Origin of the sequence: Roseovarius mucosus DSM 17069, assembly GCF_000768555.3 — a bacterium.
In the GTDB taxonomy this organism is placed as follows: Bacteria; Pseudomonadota; Alphaproteobacteria; order Rhodobacterales; family Rhodobacteraceae; genus Roseovarius; species Roseovarius mucosus.
In genome coordinates, this window is record NZ_KN293991.1 from 108,261 (window position 1) to 132,838 (window position 24,578).

20 protein-coding genes and 1 tRNA gene are annotated in these 24,578 nt (G+C 62.0%); 15 read left to right on the forward strand and 6 right to left on the reverse strand.

The features are described 5' to 3' along the window. Positions 1–255: 255 nt before the first annotated feature. A tRNA-Leu gene (locus ROSMUC_RS18235) sits at positions 256–341 on the reverse strand. A 146-nt stretch (positions 342–487) separates the two neighbouring features. Here ROSMUC_RS18235 and ROSMUC_RS18240 point away from each other — a divergent pair. Further along, positions 488–1,471, forward strand: coding sequence for a complex I NDUFA9 subunit family protein (locus ROSMUC_RS18240; protein WP_037276029.1), 984 nt, complete (start codon positions 488–490; stop codon positions 1,469–1,471). Between the two features lie 3 nt (positions 1,472–1,474). Here the strand turns inward: ROSMUC_RS18240 and ROSMUC_RS18245 are convergent, their stop codons facing one another. Next, positions 1,475–2,278: an undecaprenyl-diphosphate phosphatase gene (locus ROSMUC_RS18245; protein WP_037276033.1), complete on the reverse strand. Its 804-nt coding sequence runs from the start codon at positions 2,276–2,278 to the stop codon at positions 1,475–1,477. Between the two features lie 217 nt (positions 2,279–2,495). Here ROSMUC_RS18245 and ROSMUC_RS18250 point away from each other — a divergent pair, with 217 nt between their 5' ends. From ROSMUC_RS18250 to tdh, 10 genes are all read left to right on the forward strand, one after another. Next, positions 2,496–3,929, forward strand: coding sequence for an NAD(P)-dependent oxidoreductase (locus ROSMUC_RS18250; protein WP_206018477.1), 1,434 nt, complete (start codon positions 2,496–2,498; stop codon positions 3,927–3,929). 138 nt (positions 3,930–4,067) lie between these two features. Continuing rightward, positions 4,068–4,490: a GFA family protein gene (locus tag ROSMUC_RS18255; RefSeq protein WP_037276039.1), complete on the forward strand. Its 423-nt coding sequence runs from the start codon at positions 4,068–4,070 to the stop codon at positions 4,488–4,490. Next, positions 4,487–4,912, forward strand: a complete 426-nt coding sequence (locus ROSMUC_RS18260) for a GFA family protein (protein ID WP_037276042.1) — start codon at positions 4,487–4,489, stop codon at positions 4,910–4,912. The genes ROSMUC_RS18255 and ROSMUC_RS18260 overlap by 4 nt, the downstream gene beginning before the upstream one ends. 5 nt (positions 4,913–4,917) lie before the next feature. Beyond that, the gene (gltB, locus tag ROSMUC_RS18265) at positions 4,918–9,450 is read left to right on the forward strand and encodes a glutamate synthase large subunit (protein WP_037276828.1); all 4,533 of its coding nucleotides are present in this window, start codon (positions 4,918–4,920) and stop codon (positions 9,448–9,450) included. A gap of 111 nt (positions 9,451–9,561) precedes the next feature. Then, entirely contained in the window at positions 9,562–10,269 is a 708-nt protein-coding gene (mtgA, locus tag ROSMUC_RS18270) for a monofunctional biosynthetic peptidoglycan transglycosylase (RefSeq protein WP_037276046.1), read from the forward strand. A gap of 57 nt (positions 10,270–10,326) precedes the next feature. Next, positions 10,327–10,992 carry an FtsZ-binding protein FzlA gene (gene fzlA, locus ROSMUC_RS18275; RefSeq protein WP_037276049.1) on the forward strand — a complete coding sequence of 222 codons (666 nt, stop codon included), beginning with the start codon at positions 10,327–10,329 and terminating at the stop codon, positions 10,990–10,992. A gap of 36 nt (positions 10,993–11,028) precedes the next feature. After that, the gene (gene queG / locus ROSMUC_RS18280) at positions 11,029–12,081 is read left to right on the forward strand and encodes a tRNA epoxyqueuosine(34) reductase QueG (RefSeq protein ID WP_037276830.1); all 1,053 of its coding nucleotides are present in this window, start codon (positions 11,029–11,031) and stop codon (positions 12,079–12,081) included. 50 nt (positions 12,082–12,131) lie between these two features. Further along, positions 12,132–14,132: a hydantoinase/oxoprolinase N-terminal domain-containing protein gene (locus ROSMUC_RS18285; RefSeq protein WP_037276053.1), complete on the forward strand. Its 2,001-nt coding sequence runs from the start codon at positions 12,132–12,134 to the stop codon at positions 14,130–14,132. An 83-nt stretch (positions 14,133–14,215) separates the two neighbouring features. Next, positions 14,216–15,409: a glycine C-acetyltransferase gene (kbl, locus tag ROSMUC_RS18290; protein WP_037276054.1), complete on the forward strand. Its 1,194-nt coding sequence runs from the start codon at positions 14,216–14,218 to the stop codon at positions 15,407–15,409. Between the two features lie 11 nt (positions 15,410–15,420). Next, on the forward strand, positions 15,421–16,443 hold the full coding sequence (gene tdh, locus ROSMUC_RS18295; RefSeq protein ID WP_206018487.1) for an L-threonine 3-dehydrogenase: 1,023 nt from the start codon (positions 15,421–15,423) through the stop codon (positions 16,441–16,443). A 4-nt stretch (positions 16,444–16,447) separates the two neighbouring features. On the opposite strand, the gene ROSMUC_RS18300 is transcribed toward tdh, so the two are convergent. Next, positions 16,448–16,906 (reverse strand): Lrp/AsnC family transcriptional regulator, encoded by a 459-nt coding sequence (locus tag ROSMUC_RS18300; RefSeq protein WP_037276058.1) that lies wholly within the window; start codon positions 16,904–16,906, stop codon positions 16,448–16,450. A gap of 139 nt (positions 16,907–17,045) precedes the next feature. Here ROSMUC_RS18300 and ald point away from each other — a divergent pair, with 139 nt between their 5' ends. The 4 genes from ald to ROSMUC_RS18320 all read left to right on the forward strand — a co-directional run bounded on the left by ald (position 17,046) and on the right by ROSMUC_RS18320 (position 22,671). Continuing rightward, complete coding sequence (gene ald / locus ROSMUC_RS18305; RefSeq protein WP_037276060.1) at positions 17,046–18,158, forward strand: alanine dehydrogenase; 1,113 nt, start codon at positions 17,046–17,048, stop codon at positions 18,156–18,158. Between the two features lie 122 nt (positions 18,159–18,280). Then, complete coding sequence (locus ROSMUC_RS18310; protein WP_037276062.1) at positions 18,281–19,327, forward strand: ABC transporter permease; 1,047 nt, start codon at positions 18,281–18,283, stop codon at positions 19,325–19,327. Between the two features lie 15 nt (positions 19,328–19,342). Then, positions 19,343–20,527, forward strand: coding sequence for an ABC transporter permease (locus ROSMUC_RS18315; RefSeq protein WP_037276064.1), 1,185 nt, complete (start codon positions 19,343–19,345; stop codon positions 20,525–20,527). Positions 20,528–20,583: 56 nt separating this feature from the next. Next, entirely contained in the window at positions 20,584–22,671 is a 2,088-nt protein-coding gene (locus ROSMUC_RS18320; protein ID WP_037276832.1) for a dipeptide ABC transporter ATP-binding protein, read from the forward strand. An 11-nt stretch (positions 22,672–22,682) separates the two neighbouring features. On the opposite strand, the gene ROSMUC_RS18325 is transcribed toward ROSMUC_RS18320, so the two are convergent. The 3 genes from ROSMUC_RS18325 to ROSMUC_RS18335 all read right to left on the reverse strand — a co-directional run bounded on the left by ROSMUC_RS18325 (position 22,683) and on the right by ROSMUC_RS18335 (position 24,534). Then, positions 22,683–22,979: a CcdB family protein gene (locus ROSMUC_RS18325; protein ID WP_037276066.1), complete on the reverse strand. Its 297-nt coding sequence runs from the start codon at positions 22,977–22,979 to the stop codon at positions 22,683–22,685. Continuing rightward, positions 22,979–23,224 carry a type II toxin-antitoxin system CcdA family antitoxin gene (locus tag ROSMUC_RS18330; protein WP_037276069.1) on the reverse strand — a complete coding sequence of 82 codons (246 nt, stop codon included), beginning with the start codon at positions 23,222–23,224 and terminating at the stop codon, positions 22,979–22,981. The genes ROSMUC_RS18325 and ROSMUC_RS18330 overlap by 1 nt, the downstream gene beginning before the upstream one ends. A gap of 92 nt (positions 23,225–23,316) precedes the next feature. Then, positions 23,317–24,534: an MFS transporter gene (locus ROSMUC_RS18335; protein ID WP_037276072.1), complete on the reverse strand. Its 1,218-nt coding sequence runs from the start codon at positions 24,532–24,534 to the stop codon at positions 23,317–23,319. Positions 24,535–24,578 lie beyond the last annotated feature (44 nt).

Consider the following 24,578-nt stretch of genomic DNA (forward strand, 5'->3'; position numbering starts at 1 on the left):
AAACCTACTTCGGGTATTGCGCGAGAAATTGTTTAGCCTAGGGCGAATGGGCCGGGGCTGATGTTGCGCCCGTTTCGCGATGATGAGGCGATGAAGATCAGCCGCGCCCCATGCTGAAATCACAGCAGAAATGCGAACTGGGTTTCGCGCCAATGTTCAGAGATGACCAATGCACAAGGGGTGTATAATTGGGGGGATACGATAAGTTTGCTTATCAATTTTTTTGTTATAAAACAATAACTTATCTGTTTTATATGGTGCCCAGGAGAGGACTCGAACCTCCACGGCCTTGCGGCCACTGGCACCTGAAGCCAGCGCGTCTACCATTCCGCCACCTGGGCAGGTGTCGTGAGGCAGGCGTTTATCGCTCGGCTCGGATGGTGTCAACGGCGATTTTGTCGCTTGGCTGGAATTGCCTTATCGTCTTGTCCAAATCGCGCGAGAGCGATAGGAACGTGAGGATACGCGCATAGCCTCGGAGGCCCGAATGTCAAAGCTTGTCACCATCTACGGCGGATCTGGGTTCGTTGGCCGCTATATCGCGCGGCGCATGGCGCAGGCCGGTTGGCGGGTGCGGGTAGCGGTGCGGCGCCCCAATGAGGCGATGCATGTCAAACCCTATGGCGTTGTCGGTCAGGTCGAACCGGTGTTCTGCAACATCCGCGATGATGCCTCTGTACGTGCCGTAATGCAGGGGGCCGATGCGGTGGTAAACTGCGTGGGCACCTTTGACCGCAAGGGCAAGAACAGCTTTGACGCAGTGCAGGACAAGGGCGCCACACGGATCGCTCGGATCGCCACAGAAGAAGGGGTGACGCATCTGGTGCATTTGTCGGCGATTGGCGCTGATGCCACGTCGGACAGCCACTATGCCCGCTCCAAGGCGGCAGGCGAGGCAGGTATTCTCAAGCATTTCCCGGACGCTGTGATCCTTCGGCCCTCGGTGATCTTTGGCCCCGAAGATCAGTTTTTCAACCGATTTGCCGGGATGACGCGCTTTGGCCCCATTCTGCCCGTGGTGGGTGCCGACACGCGGTTTCAGCCGGTTTATGTGGATGACGTGGCACAGGCTGCGGTCATGGGGGCCATGGGCCGCACCGCGCCGGGCATTTACGAGCTTGGCGGGCCGGAGGCGATCAGCTTTCGTGACCTCATGCAGCAGATGCTGCAGGTGATCCGGCGGCGGCGCTTGATCATCAATATTCCCTTTGGAGTGGCCGCGCTGATGGCGGGGGCGATGGAACTGGCTCATACAGTTACCCTTGGCCTTGTGCCGCCGCAAATCACCCGCGATCAGGTGCGCAGCCTGCGTCGGGATAATGTCGTGGCAGAAGGGGCCAAAGGCTTTGACGCGCTTGGCATCACGCCGGTTGCGGTTGGGGCGGTGTTGCCGGATTACCTCTGGCGGTTCCGTCCGGCAGGGCAATATGCGGCAATCAAGGAATCGGCCAAGAACCTTCGTGCGCGCTGATCCTTAGCTATAGGCGATGGCCAGCAGGGCCACGCCAAGCACCATGCGATAGATCACATAGGGCGTAAAGCTGACGCTGCGCAGGAGGCGCATCATGAGGCTGAGCGCCAAGAGCGCGGCGACAAACGCCAATACGGCGGCAATCGCGCCGTCGTGGATCACGCCCATATCCGCGTGCATCGCCGCCTCTGCGCCCAGCAATACACCGCTGGCAATGATCGTCGGCACTGACATGAGCATCGAGATACGCGCAGCATCTTCGCGCGCAAAGCCCATCACCCGCGCCCCGGTGATGGTGATGCCAGAACGGGACGTGCCGGGAATGAGCGCGATGACCTGCCACAGACCCAGCAGAATGGCATCGCGCAGGGTCCAACCTTCGCTGGTTTTGACAGTTTCGCCTTTCTGATCCGCCCAATAGAGCAGCACGCCAAAGACAAGCGTGGCCCACCCGATCACCGCAATGGACCGCAGCGCGTCATTGAACCCAGACAGCTTGAGCAACAGGCCAGCGAGCATCACTGGAACCGCCGAAACGATCAAAAGCAGCGCAAGCCGCGCGCCGGGTGTGTCAGCGCGGCCCGTGATGAGGCGAGGCAGGCCAAGGATCGCACCGCGCAGGTCGGACCAGAAATAGAAGATCACGGCAAAGAGCGTACCCACATGCACCGCCACGTCGATGATCTGGCCTTGATCTGGGATGTGCAAAAGATTCGGCAACAGGATCAGATGACCAGACGAGGAAATCGGCAAGAACTCGGTGATTCCCTGCACGATGGCGACAAGAAAAATGTGAAAGAGCGCCATGTTGCCTGTCCCGAGTCTGTTTTTGAAATCGTATAAAGCATTGGCACAAAAAGGCAAAGTTGATTGTAGGTCCGAAACGGTATTAATTTATGAAAAAATACCGAGTAATGCGGACGGATGGTTTGAGAATAATTCATAATAGGTCATAGTTTATGACTTTTAATCCAGAATGGAGTGCTGTAAACCTGCGCAACCAGTTGACTCGGGAGGAAAAGCCGTGGCCAAGCAACCCATGCTGAAATTCGTGACCGTTGAGCGGGACATGCCCGAGAAACGTGGCGCGGAGGATCGGCGGCAGGATTTCCATGAAATCTACGCCGAATTTGCAGATGCCAAGGCCAAGGAACAGGCCGGACGGTGCAGCCAATGCGGCGTGCCCTATTGCCAAAGCCATTGCCCGTTGCACAACAACATCCCCGACTGGCTGCGCCTGACGGCCGAGGGGCGGCTGAAGGAAGCCTACGAAATCAGCCAGTTGACCAATACTTTCCCCGAGATTTGCGGGCGTATCTGCCCTCAGGACCGGCTCTGCGAAGGCAACTGCGTGATCGAGCAATCAGGTCATGGCACGGTCACGATTGGCGCAGTCGAGAAATACATCACTGACACCGCTTGGGAAGAAGGCTGGGTTGAAACCATCAAGCCGAGCGTCGAACGTGTTGAATCCGTTGGGATTATTGGCGCGGGCCCCGGTGGTCTTGCGGCGGCTGATGTGCTGCGGAGGGCAGGGGTGCAGGTCACGGTTTATGACCGCTATGACCGGGGCGGCGGCTTGCTCACCTATGGCATCCCCGGCTTCAAGCTGGAAAAGGACGTGGTCATGCGCCGGGTCGAACAGCTTGAGCAGGGTGGCGTGAAATTCGTGCTCAATTGCGATGTGGGAACGGACATCAGTTTTGACGAAATTCGCAAGAAACACAACGCCTTGCTGATTGCCACCGGGGTCTACAAGAGCCGCGATCTGGGAGGACCGGGGGCCGGCGCCAAGGGGATCGTGCGGGCGATTGATTACCTCACGGCGAGCAACCGGGTGTGCTTTGGCGATCAGGTGCCGGAATATGAAAGCGGCGAGTTGAACGCGGCGGGCAAGCGCATTGTTGTGGTTGGCGGCGGCGATACCGCTATGGATTGTGTGCGCACGGCCATTCGGCAAGGGGCCAAATCGGTGACATGCCTCTATCGTCGTGACCGCGAGAACATGCCCGGCAGCCAGCGTGAAGTGGCCAATGCCGAGGAAGAAGGCGTTAAATTTGAATGGCTTAGCGCGCCTGTTGGCTTTGTCGGTGATCCGGTAACGGCAGTGAAGGTGCAGAAGATGCGTCTTGGTGCGCCGGATGCCACCGGGCGGCAGAGCCCGGAGCCGATTGAGGGCGCAGTCGAGGATGCGCCTGCCGATCTGGTGATCAAGGCGCTTGGATTTGAGCCTGAGGACCTGCCAAGCCTTTGGAATCAAAAAGAATTGGAAGTCACTCGTTGGGGCACGATCAAGGCGGAATTCACCACCGGGCAGACCGCGATGGAGGGAGTCTTTGCCGTGGGCGATATCGTACGCGGTGCCTCCCTCGTGGTCTGGGCGATTCGGGACGGGCGCGATTCGGCGGCGGCGATTCTGAATTACCTGAACGGCGCGACCGCCGTCGCGGCAGAGTGAGCGACCTTACGAACCGTACATAACTTACGTGGATTTTGTACAAGATTACACGACGCACGATGACCGGCAACGAGAACGGCGCGATATGACAGGCAGGGCAGCGTCCCTGACCCACCGCGAAAGGAAGGGCTAAGATCGATGACGGGAAGCATGACGGGACATTGCCTGTGCGGCGCTGTGACGCTCTCGGCCCTGTCGCATGCCGGGACTGTCAGCGCCTGTCACTGTTCCATGTGCCGCCGCTGGAGCGGCGCGGCGATGTGGGTTCTGGAGGCGCCGGTAGGCGCGGTCGAGGTGGCGGGACCGGTGGAGCGCTATCGCTCGTCGTCTTTTGCCGAGCGGGCCTGGTGCGGCGCTTGTGGAACGCAACTTTGGATCAAAGACGATGACGGACCCTACGAATTGATGCCGGGATTGTTCGACGATGCGCGGGACCTGAGCCTGTCGCATGAGATCTACGTGGATCAGGCATTTGTCTCTGTCACGCTGTCTGGCGGGCATCGACGCATGACGCAGGCCGAGTATGAGGCGGCGGAACGGCATGTGGGGGGTGAGAAATGAGCGGGACCAAACGGATCGAAGGCAGGTGCCTGTGTGGCGCGGTGACAGTGAGCGCCTTGGTCGAAGCGCCCAACCTGCGGGCCTGTCACTGTGAAATGTGCCGCAAGCACACCAGTGGCATGTTCATTTCGGTGTCCACTCTACCCGGCAGCGTCGAGGCCACCGGCCCGTACACCTCTTTTCCGTCGTCGGCATGGGCGGAGCGTGGGTTTTGTCAAACCTGCGGATCGACGCTTTGGTACGGGACGGTTGCGGATGGTGTGCGCCACCCGTCGGCAGGATTGTTCGAGGACGCCGCGGGTGGCGAGATGACGCTCGAATTCTATGCCGACAAGTGCCCGCAGGGATACAAACTGGCCGGTGAGCACCGGAAACTGACGACAGAAGAAACCGAAGCGCTGTTTGCGCCGAATGAGGAGTGATCGCGATGTCAAACTTCGATAGCAATTGGGCGGCACGCGAGGCAGCCAAGCGCACTTGGATGGCTGAGAACGGGATGTATGCCGAAGAAGAGGAACATTCCTCTTGCGGCGTCGGTCTGGTGGTGTCGATTGATGGCAAGCCGAGCCGCAAAGTGGTCGAGGCGGGTATCAACGCGCTCAAGGCGATCTGGCACCGGGGTGCTGTCGATGCCGATGGCAAGACCGGTGACGGGGCGGGTATTCACCTGCAGATTCCGGTGTCGTTCTTTTACGATCAGATTCGCCGCACCGGGCATGAGCCGAACGAGAGCCGGTTGGTTGCCGTGGGACAGGTGTTCTTGCCGCGCACCAATTTTGGCGCGCAGGAACAGTGCCGGACCATCGTGGAAACCGAAGTGCTGCGCATGGGCCATACGATCTATGGCTGGCGGCATGTGCCGGTGGATATTTCCTGTCTGGGCGAGAAGGCCAATGCGACCCGCCCCGAGATCGAGCAGATCCTGATTTCCGATGCCAAGGGGCTGGACGAGGAATCCTTTGAGCGGGAACTCTACGTTATCCGCCGCCGCATCGAAAAGGCGGTGCAAGCGGCCGGAATCATGGGATTCTACATGGCAAGCCTGAGCTGCCGCAGCATCATCTACAAGGGCATGATGCTGGCCGAGCAGGTGGCGGTGTTCTACCCGGACCTCATGGACGAGCGGTTCAAGAGCGCCTTTGCGATCTATCACCAGCGCTATTCGACCAACACCTTCCCGCAATGGTGGCTGGCACAGCCGTTCCGCATGCTGGCGCATAATGGCGAGATCAACACGCTCAAGGGCAATACCAACTGGATGAAGAGCCATGAAATCCGCATGGCAAGCGGGGCCTTTGGCGATCTGGCCGAGGATATCAAACCGATCATCCCGCAAGGATCAAGCGACAGCGCGGCGCTGGATGCCGTGTTCGAGGTGCTGGTACGCGCCGGGCGGTCGGCACCCATGGCCAAGACCATGCTGGTGCCGGAATCCTGGTCGAAGCAGGCCGAGGAGCTGCCGCAGTCGTGGCGCGATATGTATTCCTATTGCAACTCGGTGATGGAGCCGTGGGATGGCCCGGCCGCGCTGGCGATGACCGATGGGCGCTGGGTCTGCGCCGGGCTTGACCGCAACGGCCTGCGCCCGATGCGCTATGTGGTGACGGGCGACGGGCTGGTGATTGCCGGGTCCGAGGCCGGGATGGTGCCGATTGACGAACGCACCGTCAAGGAAAAGGGCGCGCTTGGGCCCGGTCAGATGCTGGCCGTGGATATGACCGAGGGCAAGCTCTATCACGATGCCGAGATCAAGAACCGGCTGGCGGATGCACAGCCCTTTGGCGAGTGGGTCGGCAAGATCAACGAACTGGACGACGCGCTCTCGGGTGTGAGCGAAGCGCCGCTCTATACCGGGGCGGAATTGCGCAAGCGCCAGATTGCCGCCGGTTACAGCATCGAGGAACTGGAGCAGATTCTGGCCCCCATGGCCGAGGATGGCAAAGAAGCCGTGGCAAGCATGGGCGACGACACGCCGAGTGCCGTTCTGTCCAAGCAGTATCGCCCGCTGAGCCATTTTTTCCGACAGAATTTCAGCCAGGTGACGAACCCGCCCATCGACAGCCTGCGCGAATACCGGGTGATGAGCCTCAAGACGCGGTTCGGGAACCTCAAGAACGTGCTGGATGAATCGAGCGCGCAGACCGAGATTCTGGTGCTCGAAAGCCCGTTCGTGGGCAACGCCCAATGGGCCGAGATGATCAAGCAGTTCAACGCCGATGTGACCGAGATCGACTGCACCTTTGCGCCCGGCAAGAACGCGCTGCAAGAGGGGCTGGAGCGTATCCGCGCCGAGGCAGAGGATGCCATCCGTTCGGGCACCGGGCACCTGATCCTGACCGATCAATACCAGAACGAAAACCGCATCGGCATGCCGATGATTCTGGCGACGAGCGCAGTGCATAGCCACCTGACCCGCAAGGGATTGCGCACCTTTTCGAGCCTGAACGTGCGGTCCGCCGAATGTATCGACCCGCATTACTTTGCGGTGCTCATCGGGGCGGGGGCGACAGTGGTCAACGCCTATCTGGCCGAGGACAGCATCGCCGACCGCATTGCGCGCGGCCTGATTGACGGCAGCCTGACCGAGGCGGTCGCGCGTTATCGCGCGGCAATTGATCAGGGCCTGTTGAAGATCATGTCGAAGATGGGGATTTCAGTGATTTCCTCGTATCGCGGCGGTCTGAATTTCGAGGCCGTGGGCCTGAGCCGCGCCATGTGCGCGGAATATTTCCCCGGTCTGACCAGCCGCATCAGCGGCATCGGTGTGTCGGGGATTCAGGCCAAGCTGGAAGAGGTGCACAGCAAAGGCTGGCGCGGGACGCAGGATATTCTGCCCATCGGCGGGTTCTACAAGGCGCGGAAATCGGGCGAAACCCATGCCTGGGGCGCGCAGACGATGCATATCCTGCAAACCGCCTGCAACAAGGCGAGCTATGAGCTCTGGAAACGCTACAGCGCTGCGATGCAGGCCAATCCGCCCATTCATCTGCGCGACCTGATGGCGATCAAGCCGCTGGGCAAGGCGATCCCGATCGAAGAGGTCGAGAGCGTGACCGCGATCCGCAAGCGCTTTGTCACGCCGGGCATGTCGCTGGGGGCGCTCAGCCCCGAGGCGCATAAAACGCTCAATGTGGCGATGAACCGGATCGGCGCACGTTCCGACAGTGGCGAGGGCGGCGAAGACCCGGCGCATTTCACGCCGGAGGCCAATGGCGACAACCCGTCGGCCAAGATCAAGCAGGTGGCCTCGGGCCGCTTTGGCGTGACGGCGGAATACCTCAACCATTGCGAGGAGCTGGAAATCAAGGTCGCCCAGGGCGCCAAGCCTGGCGAGGGCGGGCAGTTGCCGGGGATGAAGGTGACGAAGCTGATTGCACGGCTGCGCCATTCGACCGAGGGCGTCACGCTGATTTCGCCGCCGCCGCATCACGATATCTATAGTATCGAGGATCTGGCACAGCTCATCTATGACCTCAAGCAGATCAACCCGAACGTGAAGGTTTGCGTCAAACTGGTGGCGCAATCGGGTGTCGGCACGATTGCCGCCGGGGTGGCCAAGGCCAAGGCGGATGTGATCCTGATTTCCGGCCATAACGGCGGCACCGGCGCGAGCCCGGCAACGAGCATCAAATATGCCGGCCTGCCTTGGGAAATGGGGCTGACCGAGGCGCATCAGGTGCTGAGCATGAACAATCTGCGCGAGCGGATCACGCTGCGCACCGATGGTGGGCTGCGCACCGGGCGCGACATCGTCATGGCGGCAATGATGGGGGCCGAGGAATATGGTATCGGCACCGCCGCACTCATTGCCATGGGCTGTATCATGGTGCGTCAGTGCCAGTCGAACACCTGCCCCGTCGGTGTCTGCACGCAGGATGAGGCGCTGCGCGCCAAGTTCACCGGCAATGCCGACAAGGTGGTCAACCTCATCACCTTCTACGCGCAGGAGGTGCGGGAAATCCTGGCCTCTATCGGTGCGCGCAGCCTCGATGAGGTGATCGGGCGGGCGGATTTGCTGACGCAGGTCAGCCGCGGGTCGGCGCATCTGGATGATCTAGACCTCAACCCGATGCTGATCACCGTCGATGGGGCGCAGCATCAGCGCTATGACCGGCTCAAGCCGCGCAACGAGGTGCCCGATACGCTGGACGCCGAAATCGTGCGCGACGCGCAGCGGTTCCTGAACGATGGTGAAAAGATGCAGCTGCATTATGCGGTGCAGAACACGCATCGGACGGTGGGCACGCGGGTATCCAGCCATATCGTACGCAAGTTCGGGATGCGCAACAGCCTGCAACCGGATCACCTGACGGTCAAACTGACGGGGAGTGCGGGGCAATCGCTGGGCGCCTTTGCGGCCCCCGGCCTCAAGATCGAGGTGTCGGGCGATGCCAACGACTATGTCGGCAAGGGCCTGTCGGGCGGGACCATCGTGGTGCGCCCATCCATGGCGAGCCCGCTGGTCGCGGCCGAGAACACGATCATCGGCAATACCGTGCTCTATGGTGCAACCGACGGCTATCTCTTTGCTGCCGGGCGCGCGGGCGAGCGGTTTGCCGTGCGTAATTCGGGTGCCAAGGTGGTCATTGAGGGCTGTGGCAGCAACGGCTGCGAATACATGACCGGCGGTGTGGCGGTGATCCTCGGCGACATCGGCGCCAATTTCGGCGCGGGTATGACCGGCGGCATGGCCTATCTCTATGATCCGCAAGGCCGGGCGCCGACGCTGGTCAATGGTGAAACCCTGGTCAGTTGTGCCGTGACAGAGCCGCATTGGGAGGCCGAGTTGAAAGGCCTGATCGAGCGGCATGTCGCCGAAACCGGAAGCCGCCGTGGGCAGGATATCCTGCAATACTGGGACCGGGAGCGGGCGCATTTCATCCAGCTTTGCCCCAAGGAGATGCTCAACAAGCTGAGCCACCCTCTTGGCATGACGCCAGAGGCGATTCCGGCGGAATAGAGACGAAATCCGGGGGCACCGCCCCCGGACCCCCGGAGTATTTTCGCCAAGAAGAAAACAGCCTGCGCCAAAGGTGTTTTGCCCAGGCGCAGGGAGCGCTATAGCTGGGCCATGGCACGCGCGCGCAAATCCGCCCCCTCCCGGGCAAGGCCCCGATGGACCCCGACCGCATGGCTGATGCGGTGGGGCATTGTTGCGGTGCTGATCGTGCTGGGAGTGATCGCCCTGCATCGCGAGGTTGCGCCGCCCAAGACCTATTACATGGGTCAGGAAGAGCGGCGGCTGGGGCGGATCGCGCACGACTGGGTGCCAATGACGCGGATCGCGCCGGTGATGGCCCGGTCATTGGTCGCGGCGGAGGATGCCAATTTCTGCCAGCACTGGGGCTTTGACATGGCCGCCATTCGCACCGCGATTGCCGAAGGGTCTGGGCGCGGAGCCTCGACCCTCAGTCAGCAGGTGATCAAGAATGTCTATCTCTGGCACGGGCGCAACTGGGCACGCAAGGCGCTGGAGGCGAGCCTGACACCAGCGCTGGAAACGCTCTGGCCAAAGCGGCGGATCGTCGAGGTTTATCTCAACGTGGCGGAGTTCGATGAGGGGGTTTTCGGGATCGAGGCCGCAGCACAGCACTATTTCGGCGTGAGTGCCGCCGATCTGAGCGCGGTGCAAGCGGCGCGGCTGGCGGCAGTACTGCCCGATCCCAAGGGGCGTTCGGCGTCAAAACCAACAAAGGCGTTGCGCAATCGGGCCGCCGGAATCCTCGACGGGGCGGCAACGATTGACCGAGATGGGCGCGCGGCCTGTTTCGAGGATTGAAAATCACGGCCAAAGGGGGCATTGAGGGGCGACCCCCGAGACCACAGGTAATCGTCAATGGCCAAGCTCTATCATGTCCCGCTCTCGCCCTTTTGCCGCAAGGTGCGGCTAAGTCTGGCGGAAAAGCGGATCGAGTGCGAGCTGGTAGAAGAGCGCTATTGGGAGCAGGACCCCGATTTCCTGCGCCGCAACCCGGCAGGCAAGGTGCCGGTGCTGCGGATCGACGGCAAGACCATGTCGGAGAGCGCGGCGATCTGCGAATATCTGGAAGAGAAATATCCCGAACCATCCCTGATGCCCAAGGGCACCGATGCCCGCTACGAGGTGCGGCGGCTGGTGGGATGGTTCGATGACAAGTTCCACCGCGACGTGACAGCCAAGCTGGTGTACGAGCGGGTGAACAAGAAGGTGATGAAACTGGGCTTTCCCGACAGCCGCAATGTCAAGGACGGGGCAAAGGCGATCAAGTATCACCTCGATTACATGGCATGGCTGTTGGATCACCGGCGCTGGTTGGCCGGAGATGTGATGACGCTGGCGGATTTCGCCGCCGCCGCGCATCTGAGCGCACTGGACTACATCAGCGACGTGGATTGGACACGCAGCGAGGCGGTCAAGGATTGGTACGCCAAGATCAAGTCGCGCCCGGCGTTCCGGGGGATTCTGGCGGATCAGGTGCCGGGATTCCCACCGCCCGCGCATTATGCCGATCTGGATTTCTAGATCGGGGGGCGCTGCCCCAGAGGTATGTTGCGCCAGATGACTATTGGGCTGAAACAGAGACTGATTGCGCAGGCGAAGGCCGAAGGGTTTGACGCCTGTCGTTTGTGTCGTCCTTGGGATGTGGGGCATGTGCCGGAGCGTTTGGCGGCCTTTCTCGGGCGGGGCTATCACGGGCAGATGGGCTGGTTGGCGGAGCGCAGCGCGTGGCGCGGCGCGCCTGACCTGCTCTGGCCCGAGGCGCGCACGGTGATCATGCTGGGCGAAAGCTATACGCCTGAGGAAGATCCCCTGGCCGGGCTGAAGCGGCCGGATTGCGGCAATATCTCGGTTTATGCCCGTAACAGAGACTATCACGACACGGTCAAGAAGCGATTGAAGCGGCTGGCGCGCTGGCTGATCGAGGCAGGCGGCGGCGAGGTGAAGGTGTTTGTGGACACCGCCCCCGTGCCCGAAAAGCCGCTTGGACAGGCAGCGGGGCTGGGATGGCAGGGCAAGCATACCAATCTGGTGAGCCGTAATCTGGGAAGCTGGTTCTTTATCGGATCGGTGTTCACGACCCTCGAAATAGAGACTGATCCGGCGGAAGTGGATCATTGCGGTTCGTGCCGCGCGTGTCTGGATGTCTGTCCGACCAGGGCGTTTCCGGCACCCTATCAGTTGGACGCGCGGCGCTGCATTTCCTATCTGACGATCGAGCACAAAGGCCCGGTGGACGAGGAATTGCGCCCCGGTCTGGGCAACCGGATCTATGGCTGTGACGATTGTCTGGCGGTCTGTCCGTGGAACAAGTTTGCCGTGGCTGCGCGCGAGGTGAAGTATCACGCGCGCGACGACCTGCTGGCGCCGCGGCTGGCGGACCTGGCCGCGCTCGACGATACGGCGTTTCGCGAGCGATTTTCCGGAAGCCCCATCAAGCGGATCGGGCGCGACCGGTTCCTGCGCAACGTGCTCTATGCGATTGGCAATTCCGGCGACGGATCGCTGCGCCGTGTGGCGCAGGGCCATTGCGACGATCCCGATGCGGCGGTGGCGGATGCGGCGCGCTGGGCCGTACTGCGACTGGATCGTGACGCAAACGGGCTGGAATAGGCGGCAAAACCCGCTACACCCCTAGCCTGGCAGGCAAAGAGGGCAGGCAGATGGCATTGTTGTTGGGCGTGGACACGGGTGGCACCTATACCGATGCCGTGCTGATCCGGGATGAGCGCGAGGTAATCGCAAGCGCCAAGGCGCTGACGACACGGCACGATCTGGCGATCGGGATCGGAGAGGCGGTTGAGGCGGTCCTGCGCGAGAGCGGGGCGGATGTGGCCGAGATCGGACTTGCCTCGCTCTCGACCACCTTGGCCACCAACGCGCTGGTCGAGGGGCAAGGCGGGCGCGCAGGCCTCGTCTATATCGGGTTTCGCGCGGCGGATTTGCAGACGCATGGTCTGGCCGAGGCGCTGGGCGGTGACCCGGCGATTGTCCTGACGGGCGGTCACAACCATGCCGGGGGCGAGGCACAGCCACTGGACAAAGATACGCTTTTGGCTTGGTTAGAGACTGGAACAGGGGCAGAGGCCTATGCGGTGGCCTCGCTCTTTGCCACGCGCAATCCGGCGCATGAACTGGCGGCGGCCGAAATGATACGTGCGGTCACGGGGCGGCCCGTGAGCCTGTCGCATCACCTGTCGGCCAAGCTCAACGGGCCGAAACGGGCGCTGACCGCGCTGCTCAATGCGCGGCTGATCGGGATGATTGCGCGGCTGATTGACCGGGCCGAAGGCAAGCTGGGCGAGTTGGGCATCCATGCACCGCTGATGGTGGTGCGGGGCGACGGGGCGTTGATCAGCGCGGATCAGGCGCGGGAACGGCCCATCGAGACGATCCTGAGCGGTCCTGCGGCAAGCATTGTGGGCGCGCGCTGGCTGACCGGGGCGGAACATGCGCTGGTGTCCGATATTGGCGGCACGACGACCGATGTCGCCGTGCTGCGCGAGGGGCGACCGGCGATCGACCCCGAGGGGGCGCGCGTGGGCGCGTGGCGCACCATGGTCGAGGCGGTCGCGATGCGGACCTTTGGCCTGGGCGGCGACAGCGAGGTGCATGTGCGCGACGAGGGGCTGGAAGGGGGCGTGACCCTTGGGCCGCGTCGTGTGGTGCCGGTGAGCCTGATGGCGGCGGAGGCCGGCGCGGCGGTGCGCGCCGTGCTGGAGGAACAGCTGCGCGCGACAGCGCCCGGAGAGCATGACGCAAGGTTCGTTCGTGCGGTGCCGGGGATCGAGGCCGGGGGCCTTGGCGAGCGTGAAGAGGCGCTGTTGGGCCGGATTGGTGACGATGTGCGCCCTGTGGGCAAGGTGCTCAAGACCCGGATGGATGGTGCGGCGCTGACGCGGTTGGTGCGGCGCGGGCTGGTGCAGGTTGCGGGCATCACGCCGTCGGATGCAAGCCACGTCTTGGGCGGATTGGACAGTTGGGATGCCGAGGCCGCGCGCATGGCGCTGGAACTGGTGGCACGCAAGAGGACGGGATCGGGCAACCGGCTGGCCGAGGGGCCGGAGCAGTTGGCACGGATGATTGTGGATCGGTTGACACATCAGACAAGTTTGGCCTTGTTAGAGACTGCTTTTGCCGAGGAAGAGATGGATTTCGGCCTCTCGCCCGCGACCCTGGCAGAGCATGTTCTGATGCAGCGGGGCCTTGATGGGCATCGCGGTCTGGTGCGGATCGAAAGCGGGCTGGCGGTGCCGGTGATCGGGCTGGGGGCCTCGGCGGCCAGCTATTACGGCGCGGTGGGGGCGCGGCTGGGATGCGAGATGATCCTGCCCGCGCATGGCGGCGTGGCCAATGCGATCGGCGCGGTGGTGGGCCGGGTCACGATCCGGCGCGGCGGCACGGTGACATCGCCGTCCGAGGGCAAGTACCGCGTGCATCTGGAGAGCGGGCCGCAGGACTATGCCGCCTCTGACGCGGCGATGACGGCGCTGGAGACGGTCCTGCGCGCCGAGGCGCAAGCCGAGGCCGAAGCGGCAGGGGCGGTCGATATTCATGTCACCGCGCGACGGGAGGTCAAGGAAGCGCAGGCCGAAGCGCGACGGGTGTTTCTGGAGGCGGAAATCGTGGTAGAGGCGAGTGGGCGGCCACGTATCGCCGTCTGACGGGATTGGGGGGCGCTGCCCCCCGTCGCCCGAGGGGCGACTCCCCCCGAGGTATTTGACGGCCAGATGAATGGGAGGGGACGATGAGCGCGGCGGATCGGTTTGAGGCGGACATGGCGGGGCGGCTGGAGGGGTTGCGCGCCGAAGGACTCTACAAGAGCGAGCGGGTGATCGCCTCGATGCAGGCGGGCGAGGTGCGGCTGGCGGATGGGCGCGCGGTGGTGAACCTCTGTGCGAACAACTATCTTGGGCTGGCGGGTAACCCGGAGGTGATCGCGGCGGCGCATGACGCGCTTGATCGCTACGGGTTCGGCATGGCCTCGGTGCGGTTCATCTGCGGCACGCAGGAGGAGCACAAGGCGCTGGAGGCACGGATCGCCGGGTTTCTGGGCAAGGAGGATGCGATCCTCTATGCGGCGGCGTTTGATGCCAATGCCGGCCTCTTCGAGACCCTGCTGGGGCCAGAGGATGCGATCATTTCGGACGCGCTCAACCATGCGAGCATCATCGACGGCGTGCGGCTGTGCAAGGCGGAGCGCTATCGCTATGCCAATCGGGACATGGCCGATCTGGAGCGCTGTCTGAAGGAGGCGCAGGGCGCGCGGCATCGGATGGTCGCCACGGATGGCGTGTTCTCGATGGATGGCTATTACGCGCCACTGGACGAGATTTGCGATCTGGCCGCGCGTTATGATGCGATGGTTATGGTGGATGACTGCCATGCCACCGGGTTTGTCGGACCGACCGGGCGCGGCACTCCGGAGCGGTTCGGGGTGATGGACCGGGTGGATATTCTGACCGGCACGCTGGGCAAGGCGCTGGGTGGCGCCTCGGGCGGCTATACGGCGGCAAGCGCGCGAGTGGTGGATTGGCTGCGGCAACGCTCGCGGCCCTATCTGTTCTCGAACACGCTGGCGCCGGTGATTGCGGGGGCCTCGCTCAAGGTCTTTGACATGCTGGAGGACGGCGCGGAACGGCGCGCGCAGCTGTGGGAGAATGCGCGGCATTTCCGCGAGAAGATGAGCGCGCTCGGGTTCGAGCTTTTGCCCGGAGAACATGCGATCATTCCGGTCATGCTGCGCGATCCGAAACTGGCGCAAGAGATGGCGGCACGGCTGAACGCGCGGGGTGTCTATGTGACCGCCTTCAGTTTTCCGGTTGTTCCCAAGGGGCAGGACCGGATCAGAACGCAAATGAGTGCCGGGCTGAGCCGCGAGATGCTGGACCGGGCGATTGATGCCTTTGGCACCGTGGGCCGCGAATTGGGGGTGATCTGATGCAGAACGAAATGAAGGCACTGGTCAAGGCCAAGGCAGAGCCGGGCCTATGGATGGAGTATGTGCCGGTGCCCGAGGTGGGGCCGACGGATGTGCTGATCAAGGTGAAGAAATCCGCCATTTGCGGCACCGATGTGCATATCTGGAAATGGGACGAGTTCAGCGCGAAAACCGTGCCGGTGCCGATGGTGGTGGGCCATGAATTCGTTGGCGAGATCGTCGATACCGGGCCTGCGGCGGTGAAATACAAGATCGGTCAGCGGGTGAGCGGCGAGGGGCATATCGTCTGCGGCACCTGTCGGAACTGTCGCGCAGGGCGGGGGCATCTGTGCCGTAACACCAAGGGCGTGGGCGTGCACCGGCCCGGTTCCTTCGCGGAATATGTGTGTATTCCCGAGATGAACGTGGTGCCGATCCCGGCGGATATTCCCGATGAAATCGCGGCGATTTTCGATCCCTTTGGCAATGCGGTGCATACCGCGCTGAGTTTCGATCTGGTGGGCGAGGATGTGCTGGTCACGGGGGCCGGACCCATCGGCATCATGGGCGCGCTGGTTGCGCAAAAGGTCGGTGCGCGCAAGGTGGTGATCACCGATATAAATCCCTATCGTCTGGATCTGGCGCGGCGCATGGGGGTGCAGCATGTGGTGGATGTGGGCAATCAGCAGCTGCGCGATGTGATGGCTGAAATCGGCATGACCGAAGGCTTTGACGTGGGGCTGGAAATGTCGGGCGCCGCCCCCGCGATGCAGCAGATGATCGCGCGGATGAACAACGGCGGCAAGCTGGCGCTGCTGGGGATTGCGCCAACGGAATTCGCGGTGGATTGGAACGCGGTGATCTTCAAGATGCTACATATCAAGGGCATCTATGGCCGCGAGATGTTCGAGACCTGGTACAAGATGATCGCGCTGGTGCAATCGGGGTTGGATGTATCGGGGCTGATCACGCACCGGATCGGGATCGACGATTTCGAGCAGGGCTTTGCCGCGATGATTTCGGGCAACTCCGGCAAGGTGGTGATGGATTGGTGAGGGATCAGAGCGGCAGCGCCGTGGTTTTGAACACGGTGCGCAGGGCAAAGCTCGATTGCATCTTGGCCACGCCGGGCAGCCGGGTCAGGTATTGCCGGTGGATACGCGCGAAATCCTCGGTATCCTCGGCCACGACCTTGAGAATGTAATCGGCGGTGCCGGCGGTGAGATGGCATTCGAGCACGTCCGGCACCCGCGAGACCGCCTTTTCAAAGGCGTCGAGCACCTCGTCGGCCTGCGTGGTGAGGGTAATCTCGACAAAGATCGTGGCGGGAACGCCCATCTTGCGCGCGTCGAGCAAGGCGACATAGCCCTTGATATACCCCTCGGATTCGAGCCGCTGCACGCGGCGGTGGCAGGCGGAGGCGGAGAGATTGACCTCTTCGGCGAGGTCGGCATTGGAAATACGGCCACGCCGCTGAAGAACATGCAACAAGCGACGATCTGTCGGATCAAGGGACATTCACGCAAGACCTTTCCAACTAATCACACAATTCCCGAAGGATATTCACAGAATACCGTGAAAGGCGAGCAAAATTTCAATCTCCTTGCGTGCGTTCCGGTGCAGACTCCGCGCCAAATCTCGCAGGGAGGAGTTTACCATGAGAATCGGATGTCCGACAGAAATCAAGCCGCAGGAATTCCGCGTGGGCATCACGCCTATTGCCGCAAAAGAGGCCGTGGGCCATGGCCACGAAGTTCTGATCCAATCCGGCGCAGGCCTTGGGGCCGGGTTTGACGATGCGGCCTATCAGGCGGCCGGGGCCAAGATCGTTGGCACCGCCCAAGAGATTTTCGCGCAAGCCGACATGGTGGTGAAGGTCAAGGAACCGCAGGCCGTCGAGCGCAAGATGCTGCGCGAGGGGCAGGTTCTGTTCACCTATCTGCATCTGGCACCGGACCCGGAACAGACCAAGGATCTGTTGGCCTCTGGGGCCACCTGCATCGCCTATGAGACAGTGACGGATCGCGCGGGCGGCCTGCCTTTGCTCGCGCCGATGTCTGAAGTTGCCGGACGCCTGGCACCGCAGGTCGGCGCCTGGACGTTGCAAAAGGCCAATGGCGGGCGCGGCGTGCTGATGGGCGGCGTGCCCGGTGTCGGCCCGGCGCGCGTGATCGTGATCGGCGGCGGTGTCGTGGGCACCCATGCCGCCAAGATCGCGGCGGGCATGGGCGCGGATGTGACCGTGCTGGATCGCTCACTGCCGCGTCTGCGCTATCTCGATGACGTGTTTGGTGGCACGTTCAAGACCGGCTATTCTTCGGCCGGGTTGCTGGAAGAATTGCTGCCGCTGGCGGATATGGTGATTGGCGCGGTGCTGATCCCCGGTGCGGCCGCCCCCAAGCTGGTGCGGCGCGACCAATTCGGCATGATGAAGCCGGGTTCGGTGCTGGTGGACGTGGCGATCGACCAGGGCGGATGCTTCGAGACCTCGCGCGCCACAACGCATCAGGACCCCATCTATGAGGTCGACGGGATCATGCATTACTGCGTGGCGAACATGCCGGGCGCGGTTGCGCGCACCTCGACGCTGGCGCTGGGCAATGCCACGATGCCCTTCATGCTGGCGCTGGCCGACAAAGGCTGGAAACAGGCCTGTGCCGATGATGCCCATCTGCTGAACGGGCTGAATGTGCATGCCGGTCAGTTGACCTATGCCGCCGTTGGCGAGGCGCTGGGGATGGCGACGGTCGACCCCAAATCGCTGGTTTGAGGAATTGCGCCCCCGGTCTGAACGGTCCGGGGGCGTTTTCTGACAAGGCGGTGTCGCAAATGATGCTGGACCGCCCGCGCCCTCTCGACTAGCGTCAGGAAAAACGCCAACAGGGGGCGGCCATGGCCATGTTCATCCTGCGCCGCGTCGGGGTTATGATCCTGACGGCGCTCTGCCTGACGTTTATCGTCTTTTTCCTGACGAACCTGTATCCCAATCTGGAAAAACTGGCCAAGACCCAAGGCGATTTCCGCATGAGCGACGAGGAAGTGGCGAGCTACCTCGGTCGCAATGGCTATTTGCAGCCGATGACGGTGAAATACGGTCAATGGCTGGGTGTGGTGCCGGGTTTCGTGATCGAGGACCGAGACGGGGTCACACGCGGTCAGTGTATCACGCCCGACATCGCCCCCGAGGACGCGCCCCGGTTCTGCGGCATCCTGCAAGGCGACTGGGGCTATTCCACAGTGTTCCGCGAGGATGTGGGCAAGATCCTGAGCGACAAGCTGGCGCTGACCGGCAGGCTCATGTTCTGGGTGATGGTGCTGATGGTGCCATCGGCGCTGATCCTCGGGATACTGGCGGGGATGCGTGAGGGGTCGCGCACCGACCGCACACTCTCGACCTTTGCCATCACCACCACGGCCACGCCGGAATATGTCTCGGGCGTGCTTTTCATCGCGGTGTTTGCCAGCACGGCGGTTGGCCTCAAATGGTTCAAGGGTACGGCAACGGCGGCGATGGACAACCCGACGTTCGAGAATTTCTTTCTGCCGGTGCTGACCATCGCGCTCTATGGTATGGGCTATATCGCGCGGATGACACGGGCCAGCATGGCCGAGGTGATGACCGCGCAATATATCCGCACCGCGCGCCTCAAGGGCGTGAGTTTTCCCAATATCGTGATGAAACACGCGCTGCGCAACGCGCTGATTGCGCCCTTTACGGTGATCATGCTGCAATTTCCCTGGCTTTTGAACGGGGTGGTGATTGTCGAAACCCTCTTCAACTACAAGGGCTTTGGCTGGACGCTGGTGCAGGCGGCGGGCAACAACGACATCGAGTTGCTCTTGGGGGTGTCGGTGATTTCGGTTGTGGTGGTTCTGGTGACACAGCTGATTTCGGACATCGGCTATGTCTTTCTCAATCCGCGCATCAGCGTGCGCTAAGGGGGTATCGAGGCCATGGAACCACTGAGCTGGAGCGAGATTGCCCTTCGCATGCTGGGGCTGTTCCTGCCGGTCTGGATCGCGCTGATCGTGACCTTTGCGGTGTCGATCGCGTTCAAGCGGCGTCTGGGCCTCTATGGCAAGCTGTTTGATAGCCCCATTGGGATGGTCGGCTTTGCCATGGTGATGTTCTGGGTCTTCACCGGCATCTTTGGCGGGGCGTTCGACATGATCCTGACCCATGATGTGCTGTCACAATCCGCCACGATGAAGAACAAGGGGCCGGGCACGCCGTTTACACAGATGATGGGCACACCTGATCCGGGGGCCTATCCCTATTACCTCTTGGGCGGCGACAATCTGGGCCGGGATGTATTCAGCCGGATGGTGGCGGGCGCATGGGAAGTGATCAAGATCGCGCCCTTTGCCAGCATGTTCTCTTTCATGGTGGGGATCACGCTGGGCCTGCCTGCGGGCTATTATGGCGGGCGGCTGGATACGCTCTTGTCCTTTCTGGCCAATCTCATTCTCGCCTTTCCGGTGATCCTGCTCTTTTACCTGCTGGTCACGCCGGAAATCGTGCAGACAGGGATACCCGTCTATATGGCGGCGGTGCTCTTTCTCTTTCCCATCGTGTTTCTGCTGCTGTTGTGGAACTCGCGCTATCACACGCAACCGTCGCGGCGGAATGTCTATGTGGGGATCACGCTGGTAATCGGGCTGTGGCTGTATCTGGGGATTGCCTGGGATGCCGATCCGCTGGGGCTGGTCAGCTTTCCGCCCAACCTCTTGGTGGTGTTCGTGGCGGTGGTCTTCGTCAATTCGCCCACGGTGTTTCGCATCGTGCGCGGCCTGACCATGGACATCAAGACACGCGATTACGTGGCGGCGGCGCAGACGCGGGGCGAGCGGCCTTGGTACATCATGCTGTGGGAAATCCTGCCCAATGCGCGCGGGCCGCTCTTGGTCGATTTCTGTCTGCGCATTGGCTATACGACGATCCTTTTGGGCACGCTCGGGTTCTTTGGTCTGGGCCTCAGCCCCGAGAGCCCGGATTGGGGCAGCACGATCAATGACGGGCGCAAATTGCTGACGATGTATCTGCATCCGGCACTTCCGCCTGCCTTTGCGCTCTTGTCGCTGGTGCTCGGCCTCAACCTCTTGGCCGATGGTCTGCGCGAAGAAAGCCTGCGGGATTGAGTATTTGAAAAACGCTGAAAGAGGGCGGCAGCGCCCCGGTGAATAGGGAGATGGACATGGCCAAGCTGGACTATGACGGGCCGATCCTCGAGATCGAGAACCTGTCGATTTCCTTTTTCACCCGGCTGCGCGAAATTCCGGCGGTGATGGATTTTTCCGTGACGGTGCAGCCCGGCGAGGCGGTGGGGTTGGTGGGGGAATCCGGCTGCGGCAAATCCACCGTGGCGCTGGGGGTGATGCAGGATCTGGGCGTGAACGGGCGCATCGTGGGCGGGTCCGTGCGATTCAAAGGCCGCGATCTGGGGCAGATGAGTGCCGCAGAGTTGCGCGACATTCGCGGCAACGAAATCGCGATGATCTATCAGGAACCAATGGCAAGCCTGAACCCGGCCATGCGGATCGGCAAGCAGTTGATCGAAGTGCCGATGATCCACGAGGGCATTTCAGAATCCGAAGCTTGGGCGCGCGCGCTGGAGGTGGTGCGCGATGTGAAGCTGCCGGATCCCGAGCGGATCATGCGCAGCTATCCGCATCAATTGAGCGGTGGGCAGCAGCAGCGGATCGTGATCGCCATGGCCTTGATGTCTAAGCCGTCGCTGCTGATCCTGGATGAACCGACGACCGCGCTTGACGTGACGGTCGAGGCGGCAGTGGTGGAACTGGTCAAGGATCTGGGCAAGAAATACGGCACCTCTATGCTGTTCATAAGTCACAATCTGGGGCTTGTGCTTGAGACCTGCGACCGCATTTGCGTGATGTATTCCGGCGAGGCGGTCGAAACCGGCAGTATCGAGGATGTGTTCGACAAGATGCAGCATCCCTATACGCAGGCGCTGTTCCGGTCCATTCCCCTGCCCGGCGCGGATAAGAACACGCGGCCGTTGAAGGCCATTCCCGGCAATTTCCCCTTGCCGCATGAACGCCCAGAGGGCTGCAATTTCGGACCGCGCTGCGATTACTTTCAGGCCGGTGTATGCGATATGGGCGATATTCCCATGGCGGGGATCAAGGGCGATGACCGGCATTTCACCCGTTGCCTGCGGTTTGCCGAGATTGACTGGAACGCCCCGATCGAGGCCATGGCGCAGCACGCGGCGACCGCGCCGGGCAAGGTCGTGCTCAAGATGGAGAATCTCAAGAAATATTACGAGGTGGCGGCCAACGCGCTCTTTGGTGGGAGCAGCGGCAAGAAGGTGGTCAAGGCCAATGAGACCCTGAGTTTCGAGGCGCGCGAGAGCGAGACATTGGCAATCGTGGGCGAGTCGGGCTGTGGCAAGTCCACATTCGCCAAGGTGTTGATGGGGCTCGAGACCGCGACCGAAGGGCAGATATTGCTGGACAATCGCAATATCGAACAGACCCCCATCGAGAAGCGTGACACGCAGACCGTCGCCGATGTGCAGATGGTGTTTCAGAACCCGTTTGATACGCTCAACCCGTCGATGACCGTGGGACGCCAGATCATCCGCGCGCTTGAGGTGTTTGGCATTGGCGACACGGATCAGGCGCGGCGGGATGAAATGCTGCGCCTTCTTGATCTGGTGAAACTGCCGCGTGAATTTGCAGAGCGCATGCCCCGGCAACTATCGGGCGGGCAGAAACAGCGCGTAGGCATCGCCCGCGCCTTTGCGGGCGGCGCGCGGATCGTGGTGGCGGACGAGCCGGTCTCGGCCCTGGACGTGAGCGTACAGGCGGCGGTGACGGATCTCTTGATGGAGATTCAGCGCAAGCAAAAGACGACGTTGCTGTTCATTTCCCATGACCTCAGCATCGTGCGTTATCTGAGCGACCGGGTGATGGTGATGTATCTGGGGCATGTCGTGGAACTGGGCACCACAGATCAGGTGTTCGCCCCCCCCTATCACCCCTATACCGAGGCGCTGCTTTCGGCCGTGCCGATTGCCGATACGCGGATCACCAAGAAGCATATCGTGCTGGAGGGGGATGTGCCCTCGGCCATGAATCCGCCGCCCGGATGCCCGTTCCAGACACGGTGCCGATGGAAATCAGAAGTGCCGGGCGGCCTGTGCGAACGCGAAGTGCCGCCCGTGCGCGAACTGGTGCCGGGGCATCAGGTGAAATGCCACCTGTCGCCAGAGATGTTCGATCAGATGGAGCCGGTGATCACGGTTGCGGCGGAATAGGGTCTGTTTGGTCAGAACCCCGAGAAAACCATGTCGAGCGCGCCGCGAATTTCATAGTCACGATCTGTCAGATCAGCGATAGCGGGGCTGGAAAGTGCGCTTGATCTGACAGCCGCCATTTCCGCGACATGCAGGACATATGCCACGCCGTCGAGGTCAAATATCGGCTCGAGACGGGTCAAAGGCGGTGGCCCGCTCTTTAACGGCATCAGAGGGGCAACGATCCGTGTCCCGATGTCGATCAGGTCGGTCTGCACATCGAGAACAAGCGTCTTGTTCGGCAGGCGGTAAACGTGGAACTGCGCCATCAGTCGGTCTTGAGGACCTGGTACTCGGCAAGAGGCAGGGCATTGCCCGCGCTCCAGATGCGGCGGGCCTCGATCGCCTCGGCATTCTCTTCGGTCCAAGCGCGCGCCTGTTCTGTCCGCACGGCGCGGGCCAAGGCCGCTTCGCTGATGGACGACACATTCAGGTTCAACGCGCGGGCCTCTGACAAGAGACCGGCGTCAACGGTGATATTGGTGCGTTGCTTTTCCCGAGCGGATCGCGGCATGTCTCACTCTCCGTTGCTATGCACAGATATACACATCTTGAGTGTGCCATTCAACGCACAAGCGCCGCGACGGAGTAGGGTCTGCGCGCAAGCTAGAGCGTCAGCGCCCCGCGCGCGCGCAACACGCCCACGGTCATCATCACGCTGGCAAAGACGAAATAGCCCGCGATGAGCACGAATTGCGTCTCGATTCCAAGGCCCAGATCAATACCAAGCCCGGTCAGCCCCGGCCCGATGGCCGATCCCAGAACCATGACGGCGGCAGCCATGGCCTTGATACTGCCGAGATGCGCGGTGCCATAGAATTCCGCCCAGAAGGCATTGGGCAGCGTGCTGTTGGCCCCCGTGGTCAGCGCCAGAAACACGAACCCCAAGAGCAATAGGCCCGGCCCATCCGATAGGGCAAAGAGCAGAAAGGCGGCAACCATCGGCAGCTGCATGAACGGCAAGAGCCGTGCCGTGCCCAGCCGGTCGAGCGCCCAGCCCGAGAGGATCATCGCGCCGATGCCCACCGCCGTATAGACCGGAAACATCGCCACCAACGCCACATGGCTGATGCCCTTGACCTCGGCGATATGCACCTGATGAAAAAAGAACGCAGTGTTGAAGGCAGAAGGCCCCAAGAGCGCCGGCACCATGAACCAGAAGAGGTAATGTCGCAGCGTTTCCTTGCGGGTCCAGTGGCGCGCGTCCATGCCCAGCGACTGGCTGCTTTCCGCCCAGCTTTGCGGAGTGCGCTCTCGCCTCAGGAGCACCAGCAAGAGCGGGATGCCCAAACTGGCCACAAGCGCCGCCGCCACCCAGAGCAAGCGCCAGTCATAGACCGTCAAGAGTGACACGAAGATGAGCGGCAAGAACGCCTCGCCCAGCGCAAAGCCCAAGGTGGCGATGGACAGCGCCTTGCCGCGCGCCGCCACGAACCAGCGCGCCATGGCAACCACCGCCAGATGGCTCAGCATGCCCTGCCCCGTGAACCGCAACGCGAAGATCACCAGCGGCAGCAGCCACCAGATTGGGTTGACCGCCATGAAAAGGCACGCGCCGACCATGAGCACCAGAACCAGCGGTGCCAGACGGCGCACCCGAAAGTGATCGGTCAGCCCCCCAGCCCAGACCATCACCAGCGCCGACGCCGTGGTGCCCAGCATATAGATGCCGCCCCATTGTCCGTGGCTGAGACCAAAGGTGTCGCGGATCTCACCGGCGAAAATCGAGATGAAATAGGTCTGCCCGAAGCTGCTGAGAAAGGTCAGCAGAACCCCGGCGGTGAGCCAGGGCGCATTGTCACGGAGAAAGGCGAGAATCGGCATGTGCCTTGTTCGCGCGAAACGCCGCTGAAGGAAAGAGGAGCCCG

Excerpts from the sequence above, each read along its gene's own strand:
- fzlA (WP_037276049.1), top strand. The coding sequence starts at position 10,327 with ATGGCCAAGCTCTATCATGTCCCGCTCTCGCCCTTTTGCCGCAAGGTG.
- ROSMUC_RS18335 (WP_037276072.1), bottom strand. The coding sequence starts at position 24,534 with ATGCCGATTCTCGCCTTTCTCCGTGACAATGCGCCCTGGCTCACCGCC.
- ROSMUC_RS18330 (WP_037276069.1), bottom strand. The coding sequence starts at position 23,224 with ATGCCGCGATCCGCTCGGGAAAAGCAACGCACCAATATCACCGTTGAC.
- kbl (WP_037276054.1), top strand. The coding sequence starts at position 14,216 with ATGAGCGCGGCGGATCGGTTTGAGGCGGACATGGCGGGGCGGCTGGAG.
- ROSMUC_RS18310 (WP_037276062.1), top strand. The coding sequence starts at position 18,281 with ATGGCCATGTTCATCCTGCGCCGCGTCGGGGTTATGATCCTGACGGCG.
- queG (WP_037276830.1), top strand. The coding sequence starts at position 11,029 with ATGACTATTGGGCTGAAACAGAGACTGATTGCGCAGGCGAAGGCCGAA.
- ROSMUC_RS18240 (WP_037276029.1), top strand. The coding sequence starts at position 488 with ATGTCAAAGCTTGTCACCATCTACGGCGGATCTGGGTTCGTTGGCCGC.
- ROSMUC_RS18285 (WP_037276053.1), top strand. The coding sequence starts at position 12,132 with ATGGCATTGTTGTTGGGCGTGGACACGGGTGGCACCTATACCGATGCC.
- ROSMUC_RS18315 (WP_037276064.1), top strand. The coding sequence starts at position 19,343 with ATGGAACCACTGAGCTGGAGCGAGATTGCCCTTCGCATGCTGGGGCTG.
- ROSMUC_RS18260 (WP_037276042.1), top strand. The coding sequence starts at position 4,487 with ATGAGCGGGACCAAACGGATCGAAGGCAGGTGCCTGTGTGGCGCGGTG.
- ald (WP_037276060.1), top strand. The coding sequence starts at position 17,046 with ATGAGAATCGGATGTCCGACAGAAATCAAGCCGCAGGAATTCCGCGTG.
- gltB (WP_037276828.1), top strand. The coding sequence starts at position 4,918 with ATGTCAAACTTCGATAGCAATTGGGCGGCACGCGAGGCAGCCAAGCGC.
- tdh (WP_206018487.1), top strand. The coding sequence starts at position 15,421 with ATGAAGGCACTGGTCAAGGCCAAGGCAGAGCCGGGCCTATGGATGGAG.
- ROSMUC_RS18255 (WP_037276039.1), top strand. The coding sequence starts at position 4,068 with ATGACGGGAAGCATGACGGGACATTGCCTGTGCGGCGCTGTGACGCTC.
- ROSMUC_RS18325 (WP_037276066.1), bottom strand. The coding sequence starts at position 22,979 with ATGGCGCAGTTCCACGTTTACCGCCTGCCGAACAAGACGCTTGTTCTC.
- mtgA (WP_037276046.1), top strand. The coding sequence starts at position 9,562 with ATGGCACGCGCGCGCAAATCCGCCCCCTCCCGGGCAAGGCCCCGATGG.
- ROSMUC_RS18320 (WP_037276832.1), top strand. The coding sequence starts at position 20,584 with ATGGCCAAGCTGGACTATGACGGGCCGATCCTCGAGATCGAGAACCTG.
- ROSMUC_RS18245 (WP_037276033.1), bottom strand. The coding sequence starts at position 2,278 with ATGGCGCTCTTTCACATTTTTCTTGTCGCCATCGTGCAGGGAATCACC.
- ROSMUC_RS18300 (WP_037276058.1), bottom strand. The coding sequence starts at position 16,906 with ATGTCCCTTGATCCGACAGATCGTCGCTTGTTGCATGTTCTTCAGCGG.